The organism is Qipengyuania triglochinis (genome assembly GCF_054655615.1).
Map to the genome: position 1 here is coordinate 1,039,551 of NZ_BAAHND010000002.1, position 21,082 is coordinate 1,060,632.

The window sequence follows — 21,082 nt, forward strand, 5'->3', positions numbered from 1 at the left end:
CGTTCAACGTCCGGACGCTTCGTGCATAGTTGGGGCGGTTTCGTCTAAGAGATGCATTCGGCCACTCAGGTCGGACATTATATACCACGTTCCACCTGCCATGATCGCCAACAGACTGACGGAGAACAGAACGAGCAGTAAATCCTCGCGGGATTGTTCGCCGGAAAAGCTGAGATGCAGGAAATTGCGCAGGTGGGTGATGATCTGCAGCAGCGCGGCGACGCAAACGATGATAATTTTCCAAGACGTGGGCATATCAGACAGGACGGCTGCGAAGGCCCCCGCCGTCAACAGCAGGCTGGTCACGAAACCAATCGCGTAGCTCCTGATCTCGCTTGCCGCTTCATCCTTGGGATCAAGCTCTCCGGTGTTAGGCTGTGTCATGCGAGAGGGACCAGGAACACGAAGCTGAATATGCCGATCCACACTAGATCGAGGAAATGCCAGAACACGCCGAGCATCGACAGGCGGACCTTCACTACGTCGTCCAGCCCGCGAAACACAATCTGGCCGATCGTGGCAAAAATCCACATGATGCCGAAGAAGACGTGGATGCCGTGAAGGCCAACCAGCGTCCAGTAGGAACTGAGCCAGCCGCTGGCCTGGGGCACACCGCCTTCACCCGCCTGGGTGATGAAATCCTTTACCTCGAAGAACAGAAAGCCGCTGCCCAATGCAGCGCATAGCAGTAGCCAGCCGATCACTTTGCCACGCCCATGCTCGTATTTCACGGCCAGCGACACACCGCCGTAGGCAACGCCGCCTACCAGCAGAAAAGCTGTCTGGATCGCCACGCTCTTTATGTCGAACAGGTCTTGCGGCCCGGGGGCGCCGGCCATACCAACGGGATCTAGATAGGAGGCATAGGACGCGAACAGGATTCCGAAGATGATGAGGTCGCTCATCAGGAACACCCAGAAGCCGAACACGGTGCTCTCGGCCTGCTCGTGTGCCTCGCCGTGGCCGCCCCCAAGGTTCAGTCCAGGATAGAGATTGCTCTCGCTCATCCGGCAAACTCCGACAAGTCCGGCACGCCGCGATTGCGTTCCGTCTCCTCGTGGGCGCGGGTCGCTGGTGTGAGATTGGCAACCTGCCGGCGGAAACGTCGGTCTGCCTCCTCCACTTGGGCGGCGGGGATGATCTTAGGCTCGATCACCCGCATTCCGCGCAGAGCCACCAGCGCGGGGATGGCAAGGAAGCTGAGGATGGCCAGCCACCAGATGTGCCACACCATAGCAAAGCCAAGGCCGAAAGATGCGCCTGCAATCAGCAGGCCGTGCGCCGTATCGGCAGGCATTTCGATGTCGCGATATTCGGCCGGCCCCTTCCACGGATCGCCGGCGCGCTTCGCCTCTCCCCAATCGTGGCGCGCCTTCACCTGCGGGATGCGCGGGAACGTCCATTCCGGCACCGGCGCGGGCGTGGACCATTCCAGGGTGGAGCCGTTCCACGGATCACCGCCGGGAACGGCCAGAGCTAGCCGGTTGCGGTAACTCGTACAGAATGTCCATGCGAGGCTGGCCAGCGCGCACAGCATCAGGACCGCCCCGAAGCCGGCAAGATACATCCAAGGCATAAAGTCGGGGTTCTGGAAGGTGGGCGATCGGCGCGGCATGCCCATCAGACCAAGCACGTAAAGCGGCATGAAAGTGAAGATAAATCCACCTACAAACAATAGCGCGGTGCGCCGTCCCCAAGTCTCGCTGAGGCGGAAACCGAAGGCCTTGGGGAACCAGTAATGGATGCCTGCCAGCATTCCATAGAGAACACCGGGAATGATTACATTGTGGAAGTGCGCGACGAGGAAGGTCGAGTTGTGGACCTGATAATCGATTGACGGATTGGCGAGGATGATGCCCGACAATCCGCCGATCACGAACAGCAGGAAGAAGCCGGTGAGATACACGATGGGCGCGGTGATGCGCACGCGGCCGCGCCACATGGTGGCCATCCAGTCGTAGATCTTCACGCCCGTCGGGATGCCGATAATCATCGTGGCGATACCGAAGGCGATGTTTACGCCCGCGCTTTGCCCCATGGTGAAGAAGTGGTGCAGCCACACGGTGAAGCTTATGACCGCGATGCTCATGCTGGCGATCACCAGTGAGGTGTAGCCGTAGAGCCGTTTGCCCGAGAAGGTGGAGCTGATTTCGGAGAATACGCCGAAAGCGGGCAGGATCAGGATGTAGACTTCCGGGTGGCCAAACATCCAGAAGATGTTGGCATAATTCATCATGTTGCCGCCTGCCTCATTGGTGAAGAAGTGGAAATCGGCATAGCGATCCAGCACCAGCATCAGGCTGGACACGGTCAGCGCGGGCATGGCGTAGATCAGCATGATTGCGACGCACAGGCTGGTCCAGCAGAACAGCGGCATGCGCATGAAATGCATGCCCGGAGCGCGTTCCTTGAAGATGGTGACGGCAAAGTTCATGCCCGTTAGCGTCGATCCCATGCCCGATATCAGGATTGCCCAGACCCAGTAATCCACCCCTTCGCCGGGGCTGAATATTTTGCCAGTGTAGGGAGGGTACATGGTCCACCCGCCGGTGCCGAACTTGCCGATTAGCAGCGAGATCATCACCAGCGCGGCGCCCGCGGCAGTGAGGCCCAGGCTCACCTGGTTCAGCACCGGAAAGGCCATGTCTCGCGCGCCAAGCTGTTGCGGCAGCACAAAATTGATGAGGCCGATCAAAAGCGGCATCGCCACAAAGAAAATCATGATCGTGCCATGCGTGCTGAACAATTGCGCGAAGTGATCGGGCGCAACTAACCCGCTTTCCTGCTGCGCCAGCGTGCCCAGTGCGGTTGCCTGGTGGGCGCGCATCACGAAGCCCTCAATGATACCGCGCGCCATCATCACCAGCGCCAGCACGATATACATGATGCCGATCTTCTTTGCGTCGGGCGACACCAGCCAATTTCGATAGAGCGGACCCCACCAACGCATATAAGTAAGCAATGCGATGCTGGCGATCGCACCCAGCACCAGCACGCTGGCCGCGCCTGCGCCCACGATGGTACTGCTGTTCACGTCGTGCAGCAGATCGGTGTAGGGCGTGACGTTCCAGTTCAGATTGCCGAAGATCGGGCTGACGGTATTGCTCATTGCCCTGACCCCTCTGTGCTTCCTTCAGGCAAGCCCGTGCCGCCCCATGCAGATCCGTCGCTGCGGCCGTGATATTTCGCCACGATCCGATTGAACACGTCCTGATGGGCCAGTTCCATCAGGATAGGCTCTGCCCTTTTCTCCAGGCCAAGGTCCACTCGCGCATCGGCCAGCACGCTTTGCCGCCGCAGCGTGGCATAGGTTGCCTCGTCCAGAACTGGGCCATTGCTACCGCGCTCTACCCAGGCGACGTAATCATCCGGCTGAAGGGCACGCACGGTGAATTTCTGACGGCCAAACCCTGCCCCATTGAACTGCGTATTCTCGCCCTCCGCTTCCCCGCTCCGGTTGGCGGAAAAGTTCAGCTTCGTCGTCATTCCGGGCATTGCGTAGATTTGCCCTGTTAGCGGAGCGATCAGCAAGCTTTGCATCACGGTGTCGGTAGTGACGGTGAGCTCCACCGGGCGGCCCACCGGAACGGCAAGTTCGTCCACCGTGGCGATGCCTTCCTGGGGGTAGATGAAGACCCATTTCCAATCTAGGCCGATAGCCTGCACCTGTAGTGGCTCAGGGCCTATCTGCTCGTAGGGATCTAGCTTCTGCGTCGAATACCAGAGCCAGCTCGCCAATATGGCGACAACCAATATCGGCACACCCCACAAGGCAAATTCGAGTTTTTTCGAAAACTCCCACTGGGGTGAATAATCACCGTGCGGTTTGGAATAACGATAGCGCCAGAGGATCAGAGGCACGCCGATCAGTACGGGAAGGATGACAACCATCGTGATTGCCACCACCCGCCAAAGGTGGTTGTATTGTTCTTCGGCAACTGGTCCCATGGGTTGCAAGAAGCTCTGTTCAAGCGCTGAAGAAGCGCTCGCAGGGGCCGCTGCGATCATAACCAGCAGACAAGCTGCCGTTATCAGCCATGCCCCTGTCCGAGCTTCCCTCTTGCGGTGGGTAGAGGCCGCTCTTGTCACCAAGCCCTCATGATCTGGCTGACAAGGAGACTGACATCAGGTTGCCTCATCATACCGTTGGTTTGAAGGTGTCCGGGTTCGCCATGTGCCAATACTCGGCGAATGGTGTATCGTCAGGTTCGTGCAGGAGTTTGCCAGGCTGAACCTCATGAACGATCTGTGACCAAGGGACCATTTCTGCGTTGTTCTTCCATTGGCGAAGATGCCGCGGCGTGAAATCGTCCGGACTTTCAAGGCCGCAGGCGACTACAATATCGTGAAGGCTGTCGAGCGTCTTCGACTGGAAGTTTGCGACGCGCTGCGCTTTCTCCGGAATAACGAGGCCGCGCTGACGAGCCGGTGAACTGGTCGCCACACCGGTTGGGCAGGTGCCTGTATGACAGCGCAGCGACTGGACACACCCAAGGGAGAACATGAAAGCGCGTGCTGCATTACACCAGTTGGCCCCCAATGCTGCGTTCATGGCGATGGAAGAACCGGAAAATACCTTTTCCGATGCAGCCAGCTTGATCTTGTCTTTCAAACCCGTGCCGATCAGCGCGTTATTAACGTAATAAAGCCCGATTCGCAGCGGCAGGCCCACATGATCGGACAGTTCGAGTGGCGCAGCACCCGTGCCGCCGCCACCACCATCCACTACGATGAAATCGAGTGTTATTCCGCTATCAAGCATCGCTTTGCAGATAGCGAAGACTTCATGCGGCATCCCGACACAAAGCTTGATGCCCACCGGCTTGCCACCGGAAAGCTCACGCATCTTCGCCGCAAATTCCAGCATTTCTCGTGGCGTCGAGAAGGCCGAATGTCCTGGAGGTGAAAGGCAGTCTTCGTGAGCTGGAACCTGCCGGGTTTCGGCTATTTCCTTTGTGACCTTCGCAGCTGGTAACAAGCCGCCATGCCCAGGTTTTGCACCTTGGCTCAGCTTGATCTCGGTCATCTTCACCTGATCGTGTTGCGCCTTGTCGCGGAAGCTTTCCGGATCGAAATTTCCATCGTCGTCCCGTGCGCCGAAGTAACCGGAACCCAATTCCCACACGACGTCTCCACCATGTTTGAGGTGATAGGGAGACAGGCCGCCTTCGCCTGTGTCGTGATAAAAATCGCCTATCTTCGCTCCGAGGTTGAGCGCTTCGATTGCGTGGTTACCCAGCGCCCCGAAGCTCATCGCACTGATGTTGAGGCGCGCTGCTTCATAGGGCTTGCTGCACTGATCAGTGCCTACCTTCACGCGGGTTTGCTTCGGCGCATTGGAGTTGGGATTGATCGAGTGGCAGAGAGCTTCGTATTCCTCGGAATAGACGTCCAGTTCTGTGCCGAACGGATGGGCATCTTCCTGTTTCTTCGCGCGAGCGTAAACCAGTGAGCGGGAGACGCGGTCGAATGGCCGCCCTTCTAGCGGGCCCTCTACGATGTAGCTGCGCAGAAACGGGCGCAAGTCCTCGAACAGCCAGCGGAAGCGGGCGGTGAGCGGATAGTTACGGCGGAGCGAATGCCGAGTTTGGAACAGGTCCCACACGGCTAAGGCCAGCAGCGGTCCGAAGATCACCAGTGCCCAGAAGAATCCGGGCGCGACCGTGGCTCCGAGGACGCAGGTTGCGATCGTGAGAAGCAGCGGAACCCACAGGCCGAGATTTCTTTCCAAACTCTCGTCGCCAAACAGACTGCGAACCGCCATGCAGGATATCCTTTTCTCTCCGCTTCACCGGTTAGTAAGGATAGTCGCATGCAAGTAAAGTGCGTTGCACCTTGTGCTTCCCCACTAACTCTTCAGCTTCAAGCCGACCCAGAGAGTGCGCGGCACGCCTAAGTCGACCGAACCACCCTGATTCCGGGTTACTACCGTTTCGTCCGTGAGGTTCTCTCCACGCACGACTAGCGAGAGGGTCTCGTCGAGGGAAAATTCACCGTAAGCGTCCAGCGTGGTGGCGGCAGGCAAGACATCGGTCTCAAGATCGTCTTCGTATTGCTTACCGACATGACGGATCGTTGCACTGAGGATATTTCCGTTACCAAGATCGTAGCGCACACTGCCACTGCCAGCCCATGAGGGAACTTGTGCGGGTCTCTTTCCATCGAACGTTGCACCTGTTTGGCGGGCTACTGAGTCTGTGTAGGCTACCGAGCCATCGAAGCTCAGCGCGCCAAAACTTAAGTCGGCACTCGCTTCGAGACCGCGGGCCGAAATCTCCTCGATATTCCGCCGCTGCCGGGTAACCGGGCCAAGGGTGACATTCGCGATTGCATCTTCGACGCGATTGTCGAACGCCGTAAGAGAAAAACGAAAGGCATCGTTCGGGGTCAGGTCCAATCCGGCTTCGAACCCGACGAGCCGCTCACTGCTGAGACTTGCATTAGCTTCGGTGGTAACGGGGAAGACCGTGAATGGGCGGTAGAGCTCGTTCAAGGTGGGAAGGCGCAGGCCGGAATATGCTGCGCCTCTCAGGCGGACATCGTTACCAATATCGTAAATCGCGCCGCCCCGGAAAGAATACTCCCAATCACTGCGGTGCGGATAGAATGCCGTCTGTAATGCCTGTCCGGAGGTGTCACGCGCGATGTAGAACCCATCGCTTATGGTGGTGCGATCCACCCGTGCTCCAGCGGTAAGAATGACCTTTCCGATCGAGACATCGCTCTCGGCAAAAACACCGAGGTCGCTCGTCCGACCACCCGCAGCGCGGCGCTCGTTAACCGACCCGTTGAATGCGCTCAGAGAGACTTCCGCCAATTGACCGTCGCTCAGACGGTAATCGGTACCCAGCCGAAATTTGACGGTTTCACCAAGCTCAGGACGGATTTCGAATTTGCCACCAACTCCGGTCGATGGCGTATTACGTTGATCGAGAACCGGCACAAAGCGCGTGGAGCTGACGACAATGTTAGTGAAGTTTCGCGACTGCACATAGCCAAGAGCATCGAAGGGGAGGGCGCCGCGACCTACCACTCGTAAGCTGGCATCCTGTCCTGTGCTCGAACTATCAGCCCCATTGAAGCGCAAAGTACGGCGGTCCTCGTAGACCAGCGCGCGCGCCTGAAGTTCGACCGTATTCGTCAAGGGTGCAGTAGTGCGAGCCTGAACCGAATAGCTGTCGAAGGCAGCTCTGGCGGAAGCGGCAACGCGATCTTCTGCCGGTGCCGTATAGAAGCCTTTTCCACGATCCCACCGGCCCGATACTACCGCGAAGCCAGACCCAAGCTTACCGGAGAGGTGGGCGGCGCTTTCGGTTTCGCCGCGATCGTTCACATATATATGCCCCCCGATGGGAGAAAGTTGGCCAGGTCCCGCGCTGGTCAATTCGATAGTGCCCGCAAGAGCACCTGCACCGAATGGCCCCGAGCCGCCACCACGGGTAACCCTCGCGTCGCTCAAGCGTTCGGGGGCGATTGCGCTGAGGGGAATAAAGCCGAAAAAGGGATCTGCCATTGGTACGCCGTCGAGCAATACCAATGCACGGCTGGTTGCATTGCCACCGAGTGCGCGAAGTGTGACGCCCTGAGCGCTTGGGTTGGAGGAGCGGCTGTCCGAGCGACGAAACTGCTGGAAACCGGCAACTGATGCGAGTGCGTCTTCAAGGCGCCCGGACGCGGTCGTGACCAACTTTTTGCGACTAATTGTTTCGGCGGCGTAGGCAACGCTCGATTGGGGAGGGGGTAGGCCTTCGCCAGTTACGACGATGACCGGCGGTTCGTCTTCCCCGTTAGTGTCATTGCCTTCCTGCGCAGAGGCCGGCGCGGGTAATACGCAAAGCACGCATACCCCGAAAAAAAGCTGTCTCTTAATTGAATTGCATCTCGCCACGATCATCATCCCCTGTCGTGGCTGCGCCTATCCGATCCGTTCGCGCTAGCAAAGGCTTCGTGTTTCTCTAGGAATTCTGTCCGGGACGGCCCCTGAAGCAGCCGGCGGAAATGCCGGAGTGTGCGCGAAGCCACCGTCTTAGCGGAAAGGGATCGCGTCGATACGGTACTTCAGATTAATCTGATGATATTCGAACTTCTCGTGGATCACGGCTGCGCCAAGTCGCGATAGGTTCGGCGCGCTAGAAGAGACCGTAATTATCAGACCGTTTCGACGAGACCGGAGATTCTCACCAATAATTCCTGAGGGACAAAGGGTTTAGTTAGATATTCCGCCGCTCCGCCTTGAAGGCCCGCAATCACATCCTCTTCGCCATCCCGTGCTGTCAGCATAACGACCGGGATGGTTGAAAGGTCAGGATCTGACTTGAGTTCAGCGAGCACTTTGGGACCGGAAAGGACTGGCATCGTCGAATCAAGCACGATCAGGTGAGGGCGGTTCTCACGCGCCTCGGACAAGGCGTCTTCGCCGTTGGAAACTACGGTAACGGAATGTCCCGCAACTTCGAGCCTGTATTTCAGAATCTCGACGAGAATTGGATCGTCATCGGCAACTAGGATCTCAGCCATGTTATTCCCCTGCGACAGCAAAATCGTTCTTTTCGGGGCGGTAGGCCCTGGCCTCCCATATTGGGACACCCGAAGATTAAGGCTTGTATTAGTAATATATTAACCAAACGAGATTGCCAGTTGTTCCTGGACAATGGTCAAAAGGGCTAAAGTTTGGTCGGTCGTGGAGGAATCGTTCAGCTCATGCGATTTCGCCCGGCAAAGCGCGCCTAAGGCTTCTTGGCCGAAGTAGGCAGCTACTCCCGCAATCTGGTGCAAGATATCGGCTATGTCATTTCGCTCTTTATCGGTCGCGGAGCCTTTGTGCAGAACGCGATCGATGGCAGTATGGGCGATCGTTAAGCGTTCTTCGAACATGGCTTGCAGGCGCGGGTCGACTTGCTGCTCGAGGGTTTCTTTTGTGGGGCTCTCCGGGGGGGCTGACTCGAGGGTCTTATCGGTCAGCGGGGACCATTCGGAAATCGCAGCTCGCAGATATTTCAACCTAAGGGGTTTCGCTAGATGGGCCTGCATTCCCGCCTGTTCGCAGCGCTTGATGTCGTCGGCATAGGCATTGGCCGTAATCGCCAGGATCGGCAGCTTTTCGGCGTCAATCCCTGCCGTCCTGATAGTGCGTGTCGCCTCGATCCCGTCCAGTCGAGGCATCTGCATGTCCATCAGCACCATGTCGAAAGGCCGATCTTCCTTTTCTCCCTGGATTACCATGTCGACTGCCTCACGGCCGTCTCGTGCCAGTTCGCATTCATGACCCGCTCGCTCGACCATCGCCATGGTGAGTTCCTGATTTACCGGGTTATCTTCAGCAACAAGGATGGTTAGTTTTCGGCCCCGCGGGGCTTCTTCCTCCGGATCCGACCCGAGCCGCGTATCTACAACTGCTGCGCCTTTCTCCAACGGCAGCGAGAGGGTGAAGGTCGATCCTGCTCTGGGGGCGCTTCGTACCGTGAGCTTTCCACCCATAAGTTCGGCAAGTTCGGCACTGATCGGCAGACCCAGGCCGGTGCCCCCATATTCCCGCGCAGTGGTATCGTCGGCCTGTGTGAATTTTCCGAAAATGCTTTCCTGGCGATCGTCCGGAATGCCGATGCCCGTATCCTTTACTGCTATCGTGAGCGTTTGGGGATCTTGCGGATCTACTGCGGCGGAGAGAGTCACCTCGCCTTCGCCGGTGAACTTGAGGGCGTTGCCTAGAAGATTGAGTACGATCTGCCGAAGCCGCATCTTGTCTATCATTATGCGCTCGGGAATGTCGGGATCGATTTCGAGAATTAGGTCAAGGCCCTGGCCTCGGGCAACCGGTTCCATAAGGCGCTGGCAACTGCGTAGCGCGTGGGAGAGACTGGTTGATTCCTTGACAATGGCCATCTGCTTGGCCTCGATCTTCGCAAAATCGAGGAGGTCGTTTAGCAAGCGAAGCATCGCATTGCCGGAATCAGCAATCATCTGCAGACGGCGCTTCTGATCAGGGTTCTTTTCGGCTGATAGGGCGAGTTCAGTGAAGCCGATCACGCCATTCATCGGAGTCCGGATTTCGTGACTCATATTGGCAAGGAAGCTTGTTTTGGCCCGGTCTGCAGCGCGAGCCTCTTCGATTGATTCGGTCAGCCGTTCGCGCATGATAGTTTCTTGGGTGCGGTCAATGATAACACCGAAAACGGCTATCACCTCCCCCTCTTGGTCTGTCTGTACCTGGCCCCGAACTTCAACATTTCTTACCTCGCCGCTTTTGACAAGGAGCCTTGCTCTCAACTCGTACGGATCACGGGTCTCAATGGCAGTGGTGAGCGATTGCTCCACACGAGCTCGATCATCGGGATGATAGAGGTCGATCGCATGTTCGAGCTCGGGAGGTTGGCCGATCTCGATACCATGTAGCCTGAAGACCTCGTCAGACCAGCGAATGCTGTTTTCTATAATGTCCAGGCGCCAGTGACCTATATGTGCCGTTGCCTCGGCAAGTTCGAGCATCCGGTTCTGCTCTGCAAGCTCGATAGTTGCGCGTTCAACTTCGTTGAACACGAAATTTTCACGGCGCAAGAATGTGATTAGTAGCAGGCCAAGTAGCAAGGTGATCGCAAGGCCACCGCCCACAGCGATTGCCGCACCGCTGGACGAATTGCGCTCGACGAAAGGTTGCAGGCTGGTCCAGCGAATAATTAGCGGCTGGCCAGCCAATGTTATCGTGCGCTCGATTTTGAATTTAGGGTTCTCAACAGCGCTGGCCGAACGGTAAAGTGGTTCGCCGATGCCTTTTAAACTGCCATGGTAAACTTCTATCGCAAAGTCTTTTTCTTGCGCAGGAGTGAGCGATGCAAATAGTTCCTCAGCCACCAAGGGAGCGTAAATCCACTCGTCAGTTGGCGTGCCGCGATCATCTCGGATTGGAAGGACCAGCAGGAAGCCAGCGCCTTGTTTATCATCCTGACTCAAAACCACAGGTCGGGTCAGGACCGCATTAACTTGCGTTCGCGAACGAAGGATTGCCTCCCTTCGTCCTTCTTCAAAGGCAAGATCAAGTCCGAGTGCAGTATAATTGGCGGAGAGCGGTTCGATGCGAGTGATAATATAATGCGGTTCGCGCTGGACTTGCGGATGAATTCTGAACTGTTCACCATACTGCAGCCGGAGTTTTTCAGCTAAAGCCGGAATGTCTGCATCTTCGGCTTGCTCGAAAATTCCGATACCACGCATCCCCGGGTAAGCGCGTGCTAGGTCGAGACGGTCGATATAATCGCGCCATTCGGGTGGTGTAACGTTATCGCTGCTCGCCACGAAAGCGGCGGCGCCCTGCATCCCCGTCTGATAGATCTGAAGTCGATGGCGCAGAGCTTCTTCACTGTTGGAAGCCATTGTTGAAAAGGAACTCTTCGCCCGTCCGTATTCCTGCTCGGATATGAACTTCCAAGCGTAAAAGGTGAGGAGAAGGGTGGCTACGAGACTGAGAGCGACCAGCGAGTGTATCTCTCGCAGAAGCTGACCGTTCCAGCGCACTGCAACTGGTGAACGACTTGAAAAAAGGAGGATGGGCAGGGTTAGGAGCACACCCAACAGGTCACCCATGTACCAGGTCGACCAGTTGGACCACGCCATGTCCAATCCACTCGCGCCTGAAAACAAAAGGGTGGCCGCCCCGATTGTCGGAGCGATGAGGCATGGAACGACGATGACTACAAATATCGCTCGCCCAACTCTGCGGAAATCCGTCAGATCAACGTCATCCGCAAAGCGTAAAGCAATACTAAAGCCTACTAGGGCCTGCAGCGCCGCACCCGAAGCGAGGGCTGCTGCGATTGCGAACACCTGCCAGTTGGCAGGCCCAGGCATCGCATTGTCAATACCAACCACTGCGTTCAGAACGAAGGATCCGAGCCAGATGCCCGGCCACCTTGCAGACCCTCGAGCCAGCAAAGCACATAAGGCCACTCCGGAAGCGGGCCATATGATCGTTGCGTAACCAGGAGGTACGGCAAGCGAGATGCCGATGCGGCCGGCGATATAATAACAAATAGCCAGCAGAATTATGTCGCGCCAGACTGATGGTCTGAGCAGCCCGGCACCCTTCGTCTGGGCCTCTCTTGGCTCGATGTTCTCCATGGGTATAATGGCTTGATATTACTTTATTGCGCTATTTGCCAGTTGCGTGAGGCCGCAAGAGGTCATTGGCCCAACGAAACACTTGATCGAGCGTGTGAGGGTGAACCCGAGCACCGACCGAACTCAGCCGAACTAAGATTCAGTTGTGGGAATTGGTCAATGGCTCGGGCAACCTGTCGAGCGTTTCGCTGCGAAGATACGAGCAAAAGAGCCGATAATCTTTTGGGTGCGCGCAAATGCCACCGCTATCAGGCGATGAGAATAATAAGACATTCTAACTTTGGTGGAGGTGAAAGTAATCCTGAAGGAAATATTATTCTTCGAAAATGGTATTTAAAATTTTATTTGGATCGAACATGGTGAATTGCAGTTACTAACCCAGTATCCGAAATGCGGGCCAACTATCGTTGGAGTGAATTTTAATGTTAAGCGGGTCCAGAGTTATCCTTGTTGTAGAGGACGAACCGCTCATCAGGATGGATGCAGTGGATCAGTTGCAGTCAGCAGGCTTTGAAACGCTAGAGGCGGGATGCGTTCAAGACGCAATGGAGGTAATTCAAAACCAGGGCCCCATCCAGATTTTGTTTACCGATGTCGACATGCCTGGCGGGTTGAGTGGTATAGAGCTGGCGCATGAAGTCAGGCGGGAGATGCCTGAAGCGTGCATTATAGTGACTTCGGGTCAGTCTCTGGATTGTCCTGCGAAGCTACCCCCGGGCTCTCATTTCCATTCCAAGCCCTATCAGATCGGACATATCTTGGTGGAGATTGAAGAAGACTGCCCTACGAATTCTGGGCAGGCAGCCGAAAACTGAAAGTCGTAACTCCGTCGACAGAGTTTACTTTTAGATCTGCGCCATGGGCTTGGGCGATCTGAGAACAGATGAACAGCCCCAACCCCAAACCTTCTTGAGAGGGTGACACTTCTTCACGCACGAAGGGTTCGAAAAGGTGATCGATTATCCGTTGAGGGATTGTCTCGCCATGGTTCGTCACATCGATCGCCAGACCATTTTCCGAAGTGCGCGCCGATAGTGTGACGGTGCCGTCGCTGTTCCCATGAGTGACTGCGTTGGCGACAAGATTGGAAGCCAGTTGGCAAATGCGATAGACGTCGCACGGTACATCCCGATCCAGTTCAATCCGGCTTACGATCTTGCTCTCGCTATGGACGGATCGAATTTCCTCGACAGTGGCTTCAAGCGCTGGTGCCAGATCGGCACCGTCGGCTATGTCAAGGGATAGCCCGCTACCTAGTCGCGTGCGCGCAAAGTCCATCAGATCGTCGATCAGACGCGCCATGCGCGAAATGGTCCGGGTGCTGGCATCAATCACCGTTTCGCCGCGGGCGCTGAGTTCCCCCTCGCGCGAAAGGATCTGAAAACCGGCCTTCAGCGAGGCGAGCGGGTTCCGCAAATCGTGACCAAGAACAGCGATGAACTGCTCCCGCAGTCTCGCCTCTTCCTCGCTATCGGCAAGCGCGCTCTTGTTTTCGACATTCTGAGTGATGTCGCGGGCGCTGCAGTAATATTTGCCACCTTCCGGAACACAGTTCCACGAAAGCCAACGGTAACCGCCCTCCTTATGGCGATAGCGATTGACGAATTGCAAGATCGGCTCGCCGGTCTTGATTTTCACGAACGCATTTTCGGTAATTTCCATATCGTCCGGGTGAACGAAATCGAAAAAAGGCCGGTCCTCAATTTCCTTGGAGGTCCAGCCAATGGTCTTCTCCCAAGCCGGATTGGTCGCTTCGAAGCGACCGTTCTCACACAGGACCCCAAGCATATCTGGCGTTACATTCCAGGTAAGTCCGTATCTTCCTTGCGTGTCGTAAACCATCCAGCGTCTTCCTTCGGGGGCCCCGGCAGCACGCATCCCTTTTGCAGTGGTAGTCAGTGTCGGCCGAGCTTCTGGGTGCTGGATCGGATATTTTCGTTTGGTTATTAGTCTCTACGCTACATTCGAGCGGAGATAAACGATCTTTCCGGCAGCGTTTGGCACGCTTCGATCACGGCCCGCCGTCATCGCCAATCGCTTTCACCTGAAATTGCATCGTTCAGGTGATGGCGAGCTCGGCTAATAGGCCATATCTGGCTGCCACAATAAGCTCTAGCCTAGCTACGGTTCGCTGATAGTAAAGCTGCGAACCGATCGGGACGGATCTTCCGAGCAATATAGCTGTTGAGCCAGTCGCGGTGCGCGACTGCGGCGTCGCCGGTTCGGTTGATGGTCTCGACTGCACGGCTCGAGCCGATCTGTGCCTTGAGAAGGTGCGCAGCGCGGCTCTCGCTTAAACCATCCTTGAGGTAACGGATCGCGTCGCCAGGCCCCAAGTGATGGCCGAGATATGCGATCTTGGCGAGAGCATGCGGATCCTCGGCCGTCTTCACCCCAGCGCGGCGGATGGTATTGATATTCGAAGTGGCGTAGTCAGCAATGCTGTTGATCGAGGCCTGTGCGTCGTAACGTAATGCCAGCAGCGAACCCCGAGCGGCCGGTTTGACCCGGTCGTTCCCGTTGAGCCAGCCTTTCTCACGCGCAACGTCGTGAAGCCAGTTTCCGGGCGTCTGGGCCATGCCAATCCAGGTACCCGAGAGGAACTGGCCCAGTCCCGCCGCGCTGGAACGAGGGTTGCGCGACATCAGGTTCCAGCTGCCATCGGGGCGCTTGGCCGCTTCGGCATCGACGATGGCAGCAAGAGTGGAAGCAGGAAGGCCGCTGCGCTTTGCGGCAGCTTGCAGTATTCCGGTGAACCCGGAATTAGCGCCAAGACCACCAAGGGGAAGGCTGATGGAGGACGCTTTCGAGGCGGGGCCCGTTGAGGAGGCGGCATCCAAGCCGAGCCCCGGCCCGGATACGGTCGGAAGAATGGGGCCACTGCGGATATCCGTTTCGGCCAAAGGGGGGGAAGCGTCCTCGGTGGCGGGGCTCGGCCCTGCCGCAGCAGTGGGAACATCGAAAAAGCGCGCGAGCGCACTGGCCTCCTGATGGGTGCCAAGCAGATCGCTCATTTCTATTGGGAGCCTCATCGCACCATGACGACAGGGCGCCTGACTAATTGAGCTGTCGTCTTGCGTCCCACCAATTGCCGCTTTCCAAAGGCGGTCATTCATGGATGATCGGGCCTGCGTATAAATGACGCGCGCCCGATCTTGGGGGGAGAGTGCTTCGAGACCTTGAATCTGCATGGCGGTTTACCGCGCTGGAAGCCGGAGATCTGTCGGTCCGGCGTTCGAGCGGGGAAATATGGTGATGCGCACTGGTCGCAAATCATCTGTCTCGCGCTGCTCGGCCTGCGACTGCTGGCGTTTACGATCAGCGCGAAAAGCCTCGGCGGCGTTTTCCAGTACGTGTTGGGAGCCATAGGCTTCCAGCGCCTCGCGGCGCAGCCGACTTACCTCGCCCGTTACAGTATCACGTTGCGCCAAAAGCTGCGCCTGCTGGGATAACCTGCGCCGGAGAAACGCCTCGGAAGAGACAGCAAAGCTTTCGGCACAGGCTTGGTATTCTTGGGCCAGTTCCTGCTCCAACGCCTCCCTTTCCTTGTCGATCTCCTGCAGGCGCCTGGTCTCTGCGTGGATTGCGATACGCATTTGGTCGATCTCCCGGCGGCGTGTGCGCAGAACGGTGTCGAAAGGAGTTCTCATTGCGGGCTCTCCGTCATCAATTCGGCAAGCCGGGAAAAGGCATGGGTCGCCGTTCCGCGATCGTTCTTGGTCTGCTTCAGCAAATTTTCGATGGCCGGGGCGAGTCGGATAGCTTCATCCACCCTAACATCGGCACCGGCCTCGTAGGCGCCCAACCTAACTAACTCTTCCATATCTCCGAACGTCGAAAGATGGTTCAGAGCGGCGAGGCGGAGGCGGTTCTCTTCTTCTTCGTGGCACTGGGGCAACATACGGGAGACCGATTTAAGTATATCGATTGCGGGAAAGCGCCCACGTTCCCCGATCTTGCGCGACATTACGATATGTCCGTCCAGAATACCGCGCACTGCATCGGCAATCGGTTCGTCGTGATCGTCGCCGTCAACTAGCACGCTGAATAGCCCTGTAATGGACCCCTGCTCGGGTCCGCCTGGTCCGGCGCGTTCGAGGAGGCGGGGCAATTCGGCAAAGACCGTAGGCGTGTAGCCTTTGGTTGCCGGCGGTTCGCCGTTAGCCAGCCCGATCTCACGCTGCGCCATGGCAAAACGGGTGACCGAGTCCATCAGGCACATGACATCGCGCCCGGTGTCACGAAAATGCTCGGCGATAGCGAGGGTTGTCCAAGCAGCCTGGCGGCGCATCAAGGCTGGTGAATCAGAGGTGGCCACCACCACGACACTGCGTGCGAGGCCTTCAGACCCTAGATCGTCCTCTATGAACTCCTGCACTTCGCGTCCGCGTTCGCCGATCAGGCCAATTACGGCCACGTCGGTCGCGACCCAGCGCGCCAGCATCGAGAGAAGAGTGGACTTGCCTACTCCCGATCCTGCGAACAGGCCAAGTCGTTGACCCCTGCATAGAGGTGCAAATACGTCGAGGGCGCGGACCCCGGTTTCAAGCCTGTGCCCAACGCGGTTACGTTGGGTTGCTGTGGGCGGGGCAGCCTTGAACGGACGGTTATCGGCACCCGATGGCAGTGGACCCTTCCCATCCATAGGTCGGCCCAGCCCATCCACCACTCTTCCGAGCCATTGGCCCGTCGGTCGGAGCATGGATTGACCTTGTACCAGGTCGGCGCGGGAACCCGTGGAGATTCCCTGCGGATCTTTGTAAGGCATGCAATACGCGCTCTGTCGGTCGAGGCCGGTAACCTCGACATCGACGGGGCCACTTTCGCACTCAATCACGATCCGCGAACCTATACGGGCTGCGCCCAGCAGGCCCTCTACTTCAATCAACGCGCCGCGTACCGCAGCTACGGAGCCGAAGTGTCGATCCGTCGGAAATGCGCGGATACGCTCAGCGGCAGCAGCCAGCGTCTGCATCGCAACGGCGTCAGGCTGCGTTGGCCGGGACGAGGCGGCCCAAAGCTTTGTTTTCATACGCGATCAGCGCGCGGCAATTGTTAAGTGCGCGGTAAAAATCGCAATGCGCTACGTTTTGGGCGAAGGAGAGACAGTCGCTTTTCGCTTCAGGCGATTCCAGCGCGTTGACGATATCCTCGAACAGCGAAAGAATCTGGGTCTGATAGCGGCCGAGGTTGGCTGGATCGAGATAGGCGAGCATACATGCGAAATAGAGGCGCTTCGCCGGAGTGTCTGCTTCCTCGGGTGACATGACATCGCTACCCCGCAGGATCGCAGCTCCGTTCTCGATCACAATATCGGCGCGTCCCGCAGAGCGAAGAACTGCGCCGTTGATCACGATTTTTTCGCCATCCCGCAAGCTGATACGAAGCATGTCAATGTCCCCTTTCGACTGGATGACGTCATTATAGAGGATTGAAACCAGTGACGGCGGGCGACCGGAAAAAACTGCCTTGTTTTGGGTTCCGGGTAGTGGCTCTCCTACAATGCACTTGTGACCGGGCGTGTGCCCGCCATCCAGGAGATGTATTCAAGTGAGCCTATATTCCGCCCTTTATGCCGGCGTGTCCGGCCTCGGCGCGCAATCAAGCGCAATGGCGACGGTTGCCGACAACATCACCAACATCAATACCGTTGGCTATAAGGGGGTCGAAGCCGACTTCCGCTCGCTTGTTGCGGATGGGAGCGTAAGCAGCAGCTATTCGGCAGGCGGTGTAACCGCAGCACCCCGCGCGATGATTTCCAAACAGGGCCTGCTACAGGCTTCGGGCAGTCAGACCGATCTCGGAATCGATGGTGGCGGCTTTTTCGTTACGCGCCAAGGCGCTGATTCGAACAGTGGCGTCGCATTCACACGGGCAGGTGCCTTCCGTCCCGACGAGCAAGGCTATCTGCGCAACACCAGTGGCTATTATCTTCAGGGTTGGCGGCTGGACGCGGCGGGCGGATATACCAGCACCGGTGGCGTCAACGAACTAGAGCCAGTCCGCCTAAGCGGTTTGACCGGCACCGCCGCAGCCACCACCCGACTGCAGATCCGCGCAAACCTGCAATCAACGCAGGAGCCGCTCGCCGGGCCCTATGCCGCTGGCGACATGGCGACTGGCGCGCTGGAGCCGCATTTCTCCCGTACCTTCGAAATCTTCGACGCACAGGGTGGCGGTCATCAGATTACGATGGGGTTTTCGAAGCTGGGACCGAACCAGTGGGTAGCCGAAATCTATGGCGACCCGGCGGAGGTTACCGCCGCGAACGGACTGCTGGCCAGCGGTAATGTGGCTTTCAACCCGGACGGCAGCCTCGATCTCGCTAATTCGGCGCCGGCATTGTTCGATACGCTTAACGTCGCGTGGACCAACCAGGCCGGCTCTTCGCCGATCAACCTGAGTCTCGGTAGCCAGGACGGGCTCGACGGCCTAACCCAGTTCGGCAGCCAGTCGGCGCTCATCGCCTCCAGTTCCGACGGCGGAATGCTGAACAATCTCGTATCTGTGGAAGTTGGCAAGGAAGGTATCGTCAGCGCCATCTTCGACGATGGCACGGCACGCGCAGTATTCCAGCTGCCGGTGGCAACTTTCGCCAACCCCGATGGCTTGGCCCGCCTGCCGGGCAACGCATATGGCGTTTCGCAGCAGTCAGGCAATATTGCCCTCGGCCGCCCGGGTGAACTGGGGAGTGGAACAATCGCTGCGGGTACGTTGGAGGCCTCCAACGTCGACTTGGCCCAGGAATTCACCAACATGATCCGCTTCCAGCGCGCGTACAGCGCATCCTCGAAGATCATCACTACGGTCGACGACATGCTTCAGGAAGTCAGTGGGCTCAAGCGCTAACTATCGATTGGGCGGAGTTGATTGAATGTCGCTGAGCGAGATCCTGGGATCGGCGGTATCCGGCCTGTCGGCATCACAGGCCGGTATCAGGTCGGTATCAAACAATATCTCCAATGTCGGTACGCCGGGATACGCGCGCGAGCGCGTATCGCTGGCGACCGGCGTGACCCAGGGTCGCATCACCGGCGTGGTGGTCGGCGAGCCTACGCGCATCGCCAACCGTTTCCTGGAGGAGACGGTGTACCTGCGTTCGGGCGACATGGGCCGGGCCGACGTGACCGCGAATTATATGGAGCGCTTGCAGTCCTTCCTTGGCGCACCGGGTGCCGAAAGTGGGGTGCCCGCCCGGCTCGATGCTATCAACGCGGCGGCGATCGCGCTCACCAGCGCGCAAAGCTCGCCGCAGAATGCTTCCGGTTTCGTCAGTGAGGTTCAGGACGCTATAGGAGCGCTCCGCCAGCTCGACGACGATGTCCAAGTGTTGCGCGGCGACGTGGAATCCGAGGTCGGATATTCGGTCGAAGCGATTAACCGCCTGCTCGAACGGATCCACGGGCTGAACGCCACGGTGGCGCAGATGAAGGGCCTCGGGCGCAGCACTGGCGGGGCGGAGGATCAGCGCATGACCGCGATTCAGGAACTGAGCGGCATGATGAAGATCGCGGTCCGCCAGCAGCCCGACGGGCGGATCAATATCGACGCGGCCAATGGCGCGGTCCTGCTCGACGGGAAGCTGCGCCAGTTGTCCTACCCGATCGCGGGCGACGGGGTCGCACAGCCAACCTACCCTGTAATCTCCATCCGCTTCGCCAACGAGGCGGGCGAGCCGACCACTGCGACCGGCGAGAAGATCGATTCCGCGGCAGTAGGCGGGAAGCTGGGTGGCCTGCTCGACCTGCGCGATCGGGCATTGCCGGAATTTTCCGACCAGCTCGGCTCACTTTTCGGCGGGCTGGCCGAAACGCTCAACGCCGTGGCCAATGCAGGGACCGCCTTTCCACCACCCAACCACCTCGACGGACGGCCGACCGGGCTGTTCGGTGGCGACAGGCTCGGTTTCACCGGCGAGGCGACGTTCGCGGTGACCGACCAGCGCGGCGTGCTGCTGGCGCGCACCTCGGTGGATTTCGATGCCTTGGGGCCGCTGGCGACGATCGACGATGGCATCGCTGCGATCAACGCGGGGCTGGGCGGGGCGGCGACTGCCAGCTTGCAGGACGGCCGCCTGTCGATCACCGCCGCGAATTCCTCCGATGGCGTGATGGTGGCGCAGGGCGATCCGCCCAGTGCGCGGGCGGGCAACGGCTTCGCGCATTACTTCGGGCTCAACGATATCGTGCGCAGCGAGGCCGCGCCGCTCGTCCCGCCCGGCTTCGTGGCGAGCGATGCGCACGGCTTCGGCACCGGCGAGTCCGCCCAGCTGGTGCTGCGCGATGCGAGCGGACGGATGCTGGGCCAAACCACCATGACGGGGACCCTGGGCCCCACGTTCGGCGATCTGGTGAGCGAACTCAACCAGAGCCCGATCGCAGCCTTCGGCAATTTCGCGATGGACGATCGCGGACGCGTGCGGTTCGAACCGACACCCGGTAACAGCGGCACGCTTCTTTCGATCCCGAGCGATTCCACCAGCCGCTACAGCACAGGGGTCTCGTTCAGCGCGCTTGCCGGGCTTACCGGTGGCGCCACGGGGCTGGGCGAAGCGGGCGTGCGGTCCGACATTCTCGCCGATCCGGGCAGGCTCCCGCTCGCACGCCTGCGTACGGACGCGGCCATCGGGGAGCCGGCGCTGGGCCGCGGCGATACGCGCGGCGCAGGTGAATTCGTGGAAGCGCTCGAGCGGTCGGTCGATTTCGGGAAGGCCGGTGTGGCTTCGCTGGAGCGGTTCTCCGGCCTGCTGATGGGTCGCACGGGCACGCAGGCGGCGCAGGCCCGCGACATGCTGGCGGACGCCGCCGCGCGGCGCGACGATGCCGTGAACCGGCGCGACAGCTTTTCGGGCGTGAACCTCGACGAGGAACTCTCGCAGATGGTTGTCCTCCAGAACAGCTATGCCGCCGCGGCGCGCGTCATGACGACCGCCACCAAGATGTACGACACACTCCTAGACATGGTCCGCTGA

The 21,082-nt window shown here is 58.5% G+C and carries 16 protein-coding genes; 3 read left to right on the forward strand and 13 right to left on the reverse strand.

Translation table 11 applies throughout. The features are described from left to right. Positions 1–3: 3 nt before the first annotated feature. The 8 genes from ACYQ0G_RS11165 to ACYQ0G_RS11200 form a co-directional block, all read right to left on the reverse strand. A complete protein-coding gene (locus ACYQ0G_RS11165; protein ID WP_460102561.1) occupies positions 4–384 on the reverse strand; it encodes a cytochrome o ubiquinol oxidase subunit IV in 381 nt (126 codons plus the stop codon). After that, positions 381–1,007 carry a cytochrome c oxidase subunit 3 gene (locus ACYQ0G_RS11170; protein ID WP_460102563.1) on the reverse strand — a complete coding sequence of 209 codons (627 nt, stop codon included), beginning with the start codon at positions 1,005–1,007 and terminating at the stop codon, positions 381–383. The genes ACYQ0G_RS11165 and ACYQ0G_RS11170 overlap by 4 nt, the downstream gene beginning before the upstream one ends. Continuing rightward, positions 1,004–3,109, reverse strand: a complete 2,106-nt coding sequence (locus ACYQ0G_RS11175; RefSeq protein ID WP_460102564.1) for a cbb3-type cytochrome c oxidase subunit I — start codon at positions 3,107–3,109, stop codon at positions 1,004–1,006. Before ACYQ0G_RS11175 ends, ACYQ0G_RS11170 begins: the two co-directional genes overlap by 4 nt. Further along, positions 3,106–3,948 carry a cytochrome c oxidase subunit II gene (locus ACYQ0G_RS11180; RefSeq protein ID WP_460102565.1) on the reverse strand — a complete coding sequence of 281 codons (843 nt, stop codon included), beginning with the start codon at positions 3,946–3,948 and terminating at the stop codon, positions 3,106–3,108. The genes ACYQ0G_RS11175 and ACYQ0G_RS11180 overlap by 4 nt, the downstream gene beginning before the upstream one ends. A gap of 190 nt (positions 3,949–4,138) precedes the next feature. After that, positions 4,139–5,764, reverse strand: a complete 1,626-nt coding sequence (locus ACYQ0G_RS11185) for an FMN-binding glutamate synthase family protein (protein WP_460102568.1) — start codon at positions 5,762–5,764, stop codon at positions 4,139–4,141. A gap of 84 nt (positions 5,765–5,848) precedes the next feature. Further along, the gene (locus tag ACYQ0G_RS11190) at positions 5,849–7,840 is read right to left on the reverse strand and encodes a TonB-dependent receptor (RefSeq protein ID WP_460102570.1); all 1,992 of its coding nucleotides are present in this window, start codon (positions 7,838–7,840) and stop codon (positions 5,849–5,851) included. Between the two features lie 308 nt (positions 7,841–8,148). Continuing rightward, on the reverse strand, positions 8,149–8,517 hold the full coding sequence (locus ACYQ0G_RS11195) for a response regulator transcription factor (protein ID WP_460102573.1): 369 nt from the start codon (positions 8,515–8,517) through the stop codon (positions 8,149–8,151). A 99-nt stretch (positions 8,518–8,616) separates the two neighbouring features. Continuing rightward, entirely contained in the window at positions 8,617–12,111 is a 3,495-nt protein-coding gene (locus ACYQ0G_RS11200; RefSeq protein ID WP_460102575.1) for a CHASE domain-containing protein, read from the reverse strand. Between the two features lie 422 nt (positions 12,112–12,533). Here ACYQ0G_RS11200 and ACYQ0G_RS11205 point away from each other — a divergent pair, with 422 nt between their 5' ends. Continuing rightward, a complete protein-coding gene (locus ACYQ0G_RS11205) occupies positions 12,534–12,926 on the forward strand; it encodes a response regulator (RefSeq protein WP_460102577.1) in 393 nt (130 codons plus the stop codon). On the opposite strand, the gene ACYQ0G_RS11210 is transcribed toward ACYQ0G_RS11205, so the two are convergent. From ACYQ0G_RS11210 to ACYQ0G_RS11230, 5 genes are all read right to left on the reverse strand, one after another. Beyond that, on the reverse strand, positions 12,895–13,953 hold the full coding sequence (locus ACYQ0G_RS11210; protein WP_460102579.1) for a PAS domain-containing sensor histidine kinase: 1,059 nt from the start codon (positions 13,951–13,953) through the stop codon (positions 12,895–12,897). The two genes, ACYQ0G_RS11205 and ACYQ0G_RS11210, sit on opposite strands and share 32 nt — an antisense overlap. A 275-nt stretch (positions 13,954–14,228) precedes the next feature. Next, complete coding sequence (locus tag ACYQ0G_RS11215; protein WP_460102581.1) at positions 14,229–15,125, reverse strand: peptidoglycan-binding protein; 897 nt, start codon at positions 15,123–15,125, stop codon at positions 14,229–14,231. Positions 15,126–15,308: 183 nt separating this feature from the next. Beyond that, positions 15,309–15,761, reverse strand: coding sequence for a hypothetical protein (locus ACYQ0G_RS11220; protein WP_460102583.1), 453 nt, complete (start codon positions 15,759–15,761; stop codon positions 15,309–15,311). After that, a complete protein-coding gene (fliI, locus tag ACYQ0G_RS11225) occupies positions 15,758–17,086 on the reverse strand; it encodes a flagellar protein export ATPase FliI (RefSeq protein ID WP_460102852.1) in 1,329 nt (442 codons plus the stop codon). Before fliI ends, ACYQ0G_RS11220 begins: the two co-directional genes overlap by 4 nt. Positions 17,087–17,096: 10 nt before the next feature. Further along, complete coding sequence (locus ACYQ0G_RS11230) at positions 17,097–17,501, reverse strand: flagellar biosynthesis repressor FlbT (protein ID WP_460102585.1); 405 nt, start codon at positions 17,499–17,501, stop codon at positions 17,097–17,099. 160 nt (positions 17,502–17,661) lie between these two features. Between ACYQ0G_RS11230 and ACYQ0G_RS11235 the strand changes: the two genes are divergently transcribed. Further along, positions 17,662–18,960, forward strand: a complete 1,299-nt coding sequence (locus ACYQ0G_RS11235; protein ID WP_460102587.1) for a flagellar hook protein FlgE — start codon at positions 17,662–17,664, stop codon at positions 18,958–18,960. 25 nt (positions 18,961–18,985) lie between these two features. Then, on the forward strand, positions 18,986–21,082 hold the full coding sequence (locus ACYQ0G_RS11240; protein ID WP_460102589.1) for a flagellar hook-associated protein FlgK: 2,097 nt from the start codon (positions 18,986–18,988) through the stop codon (positions 21,080–21,082).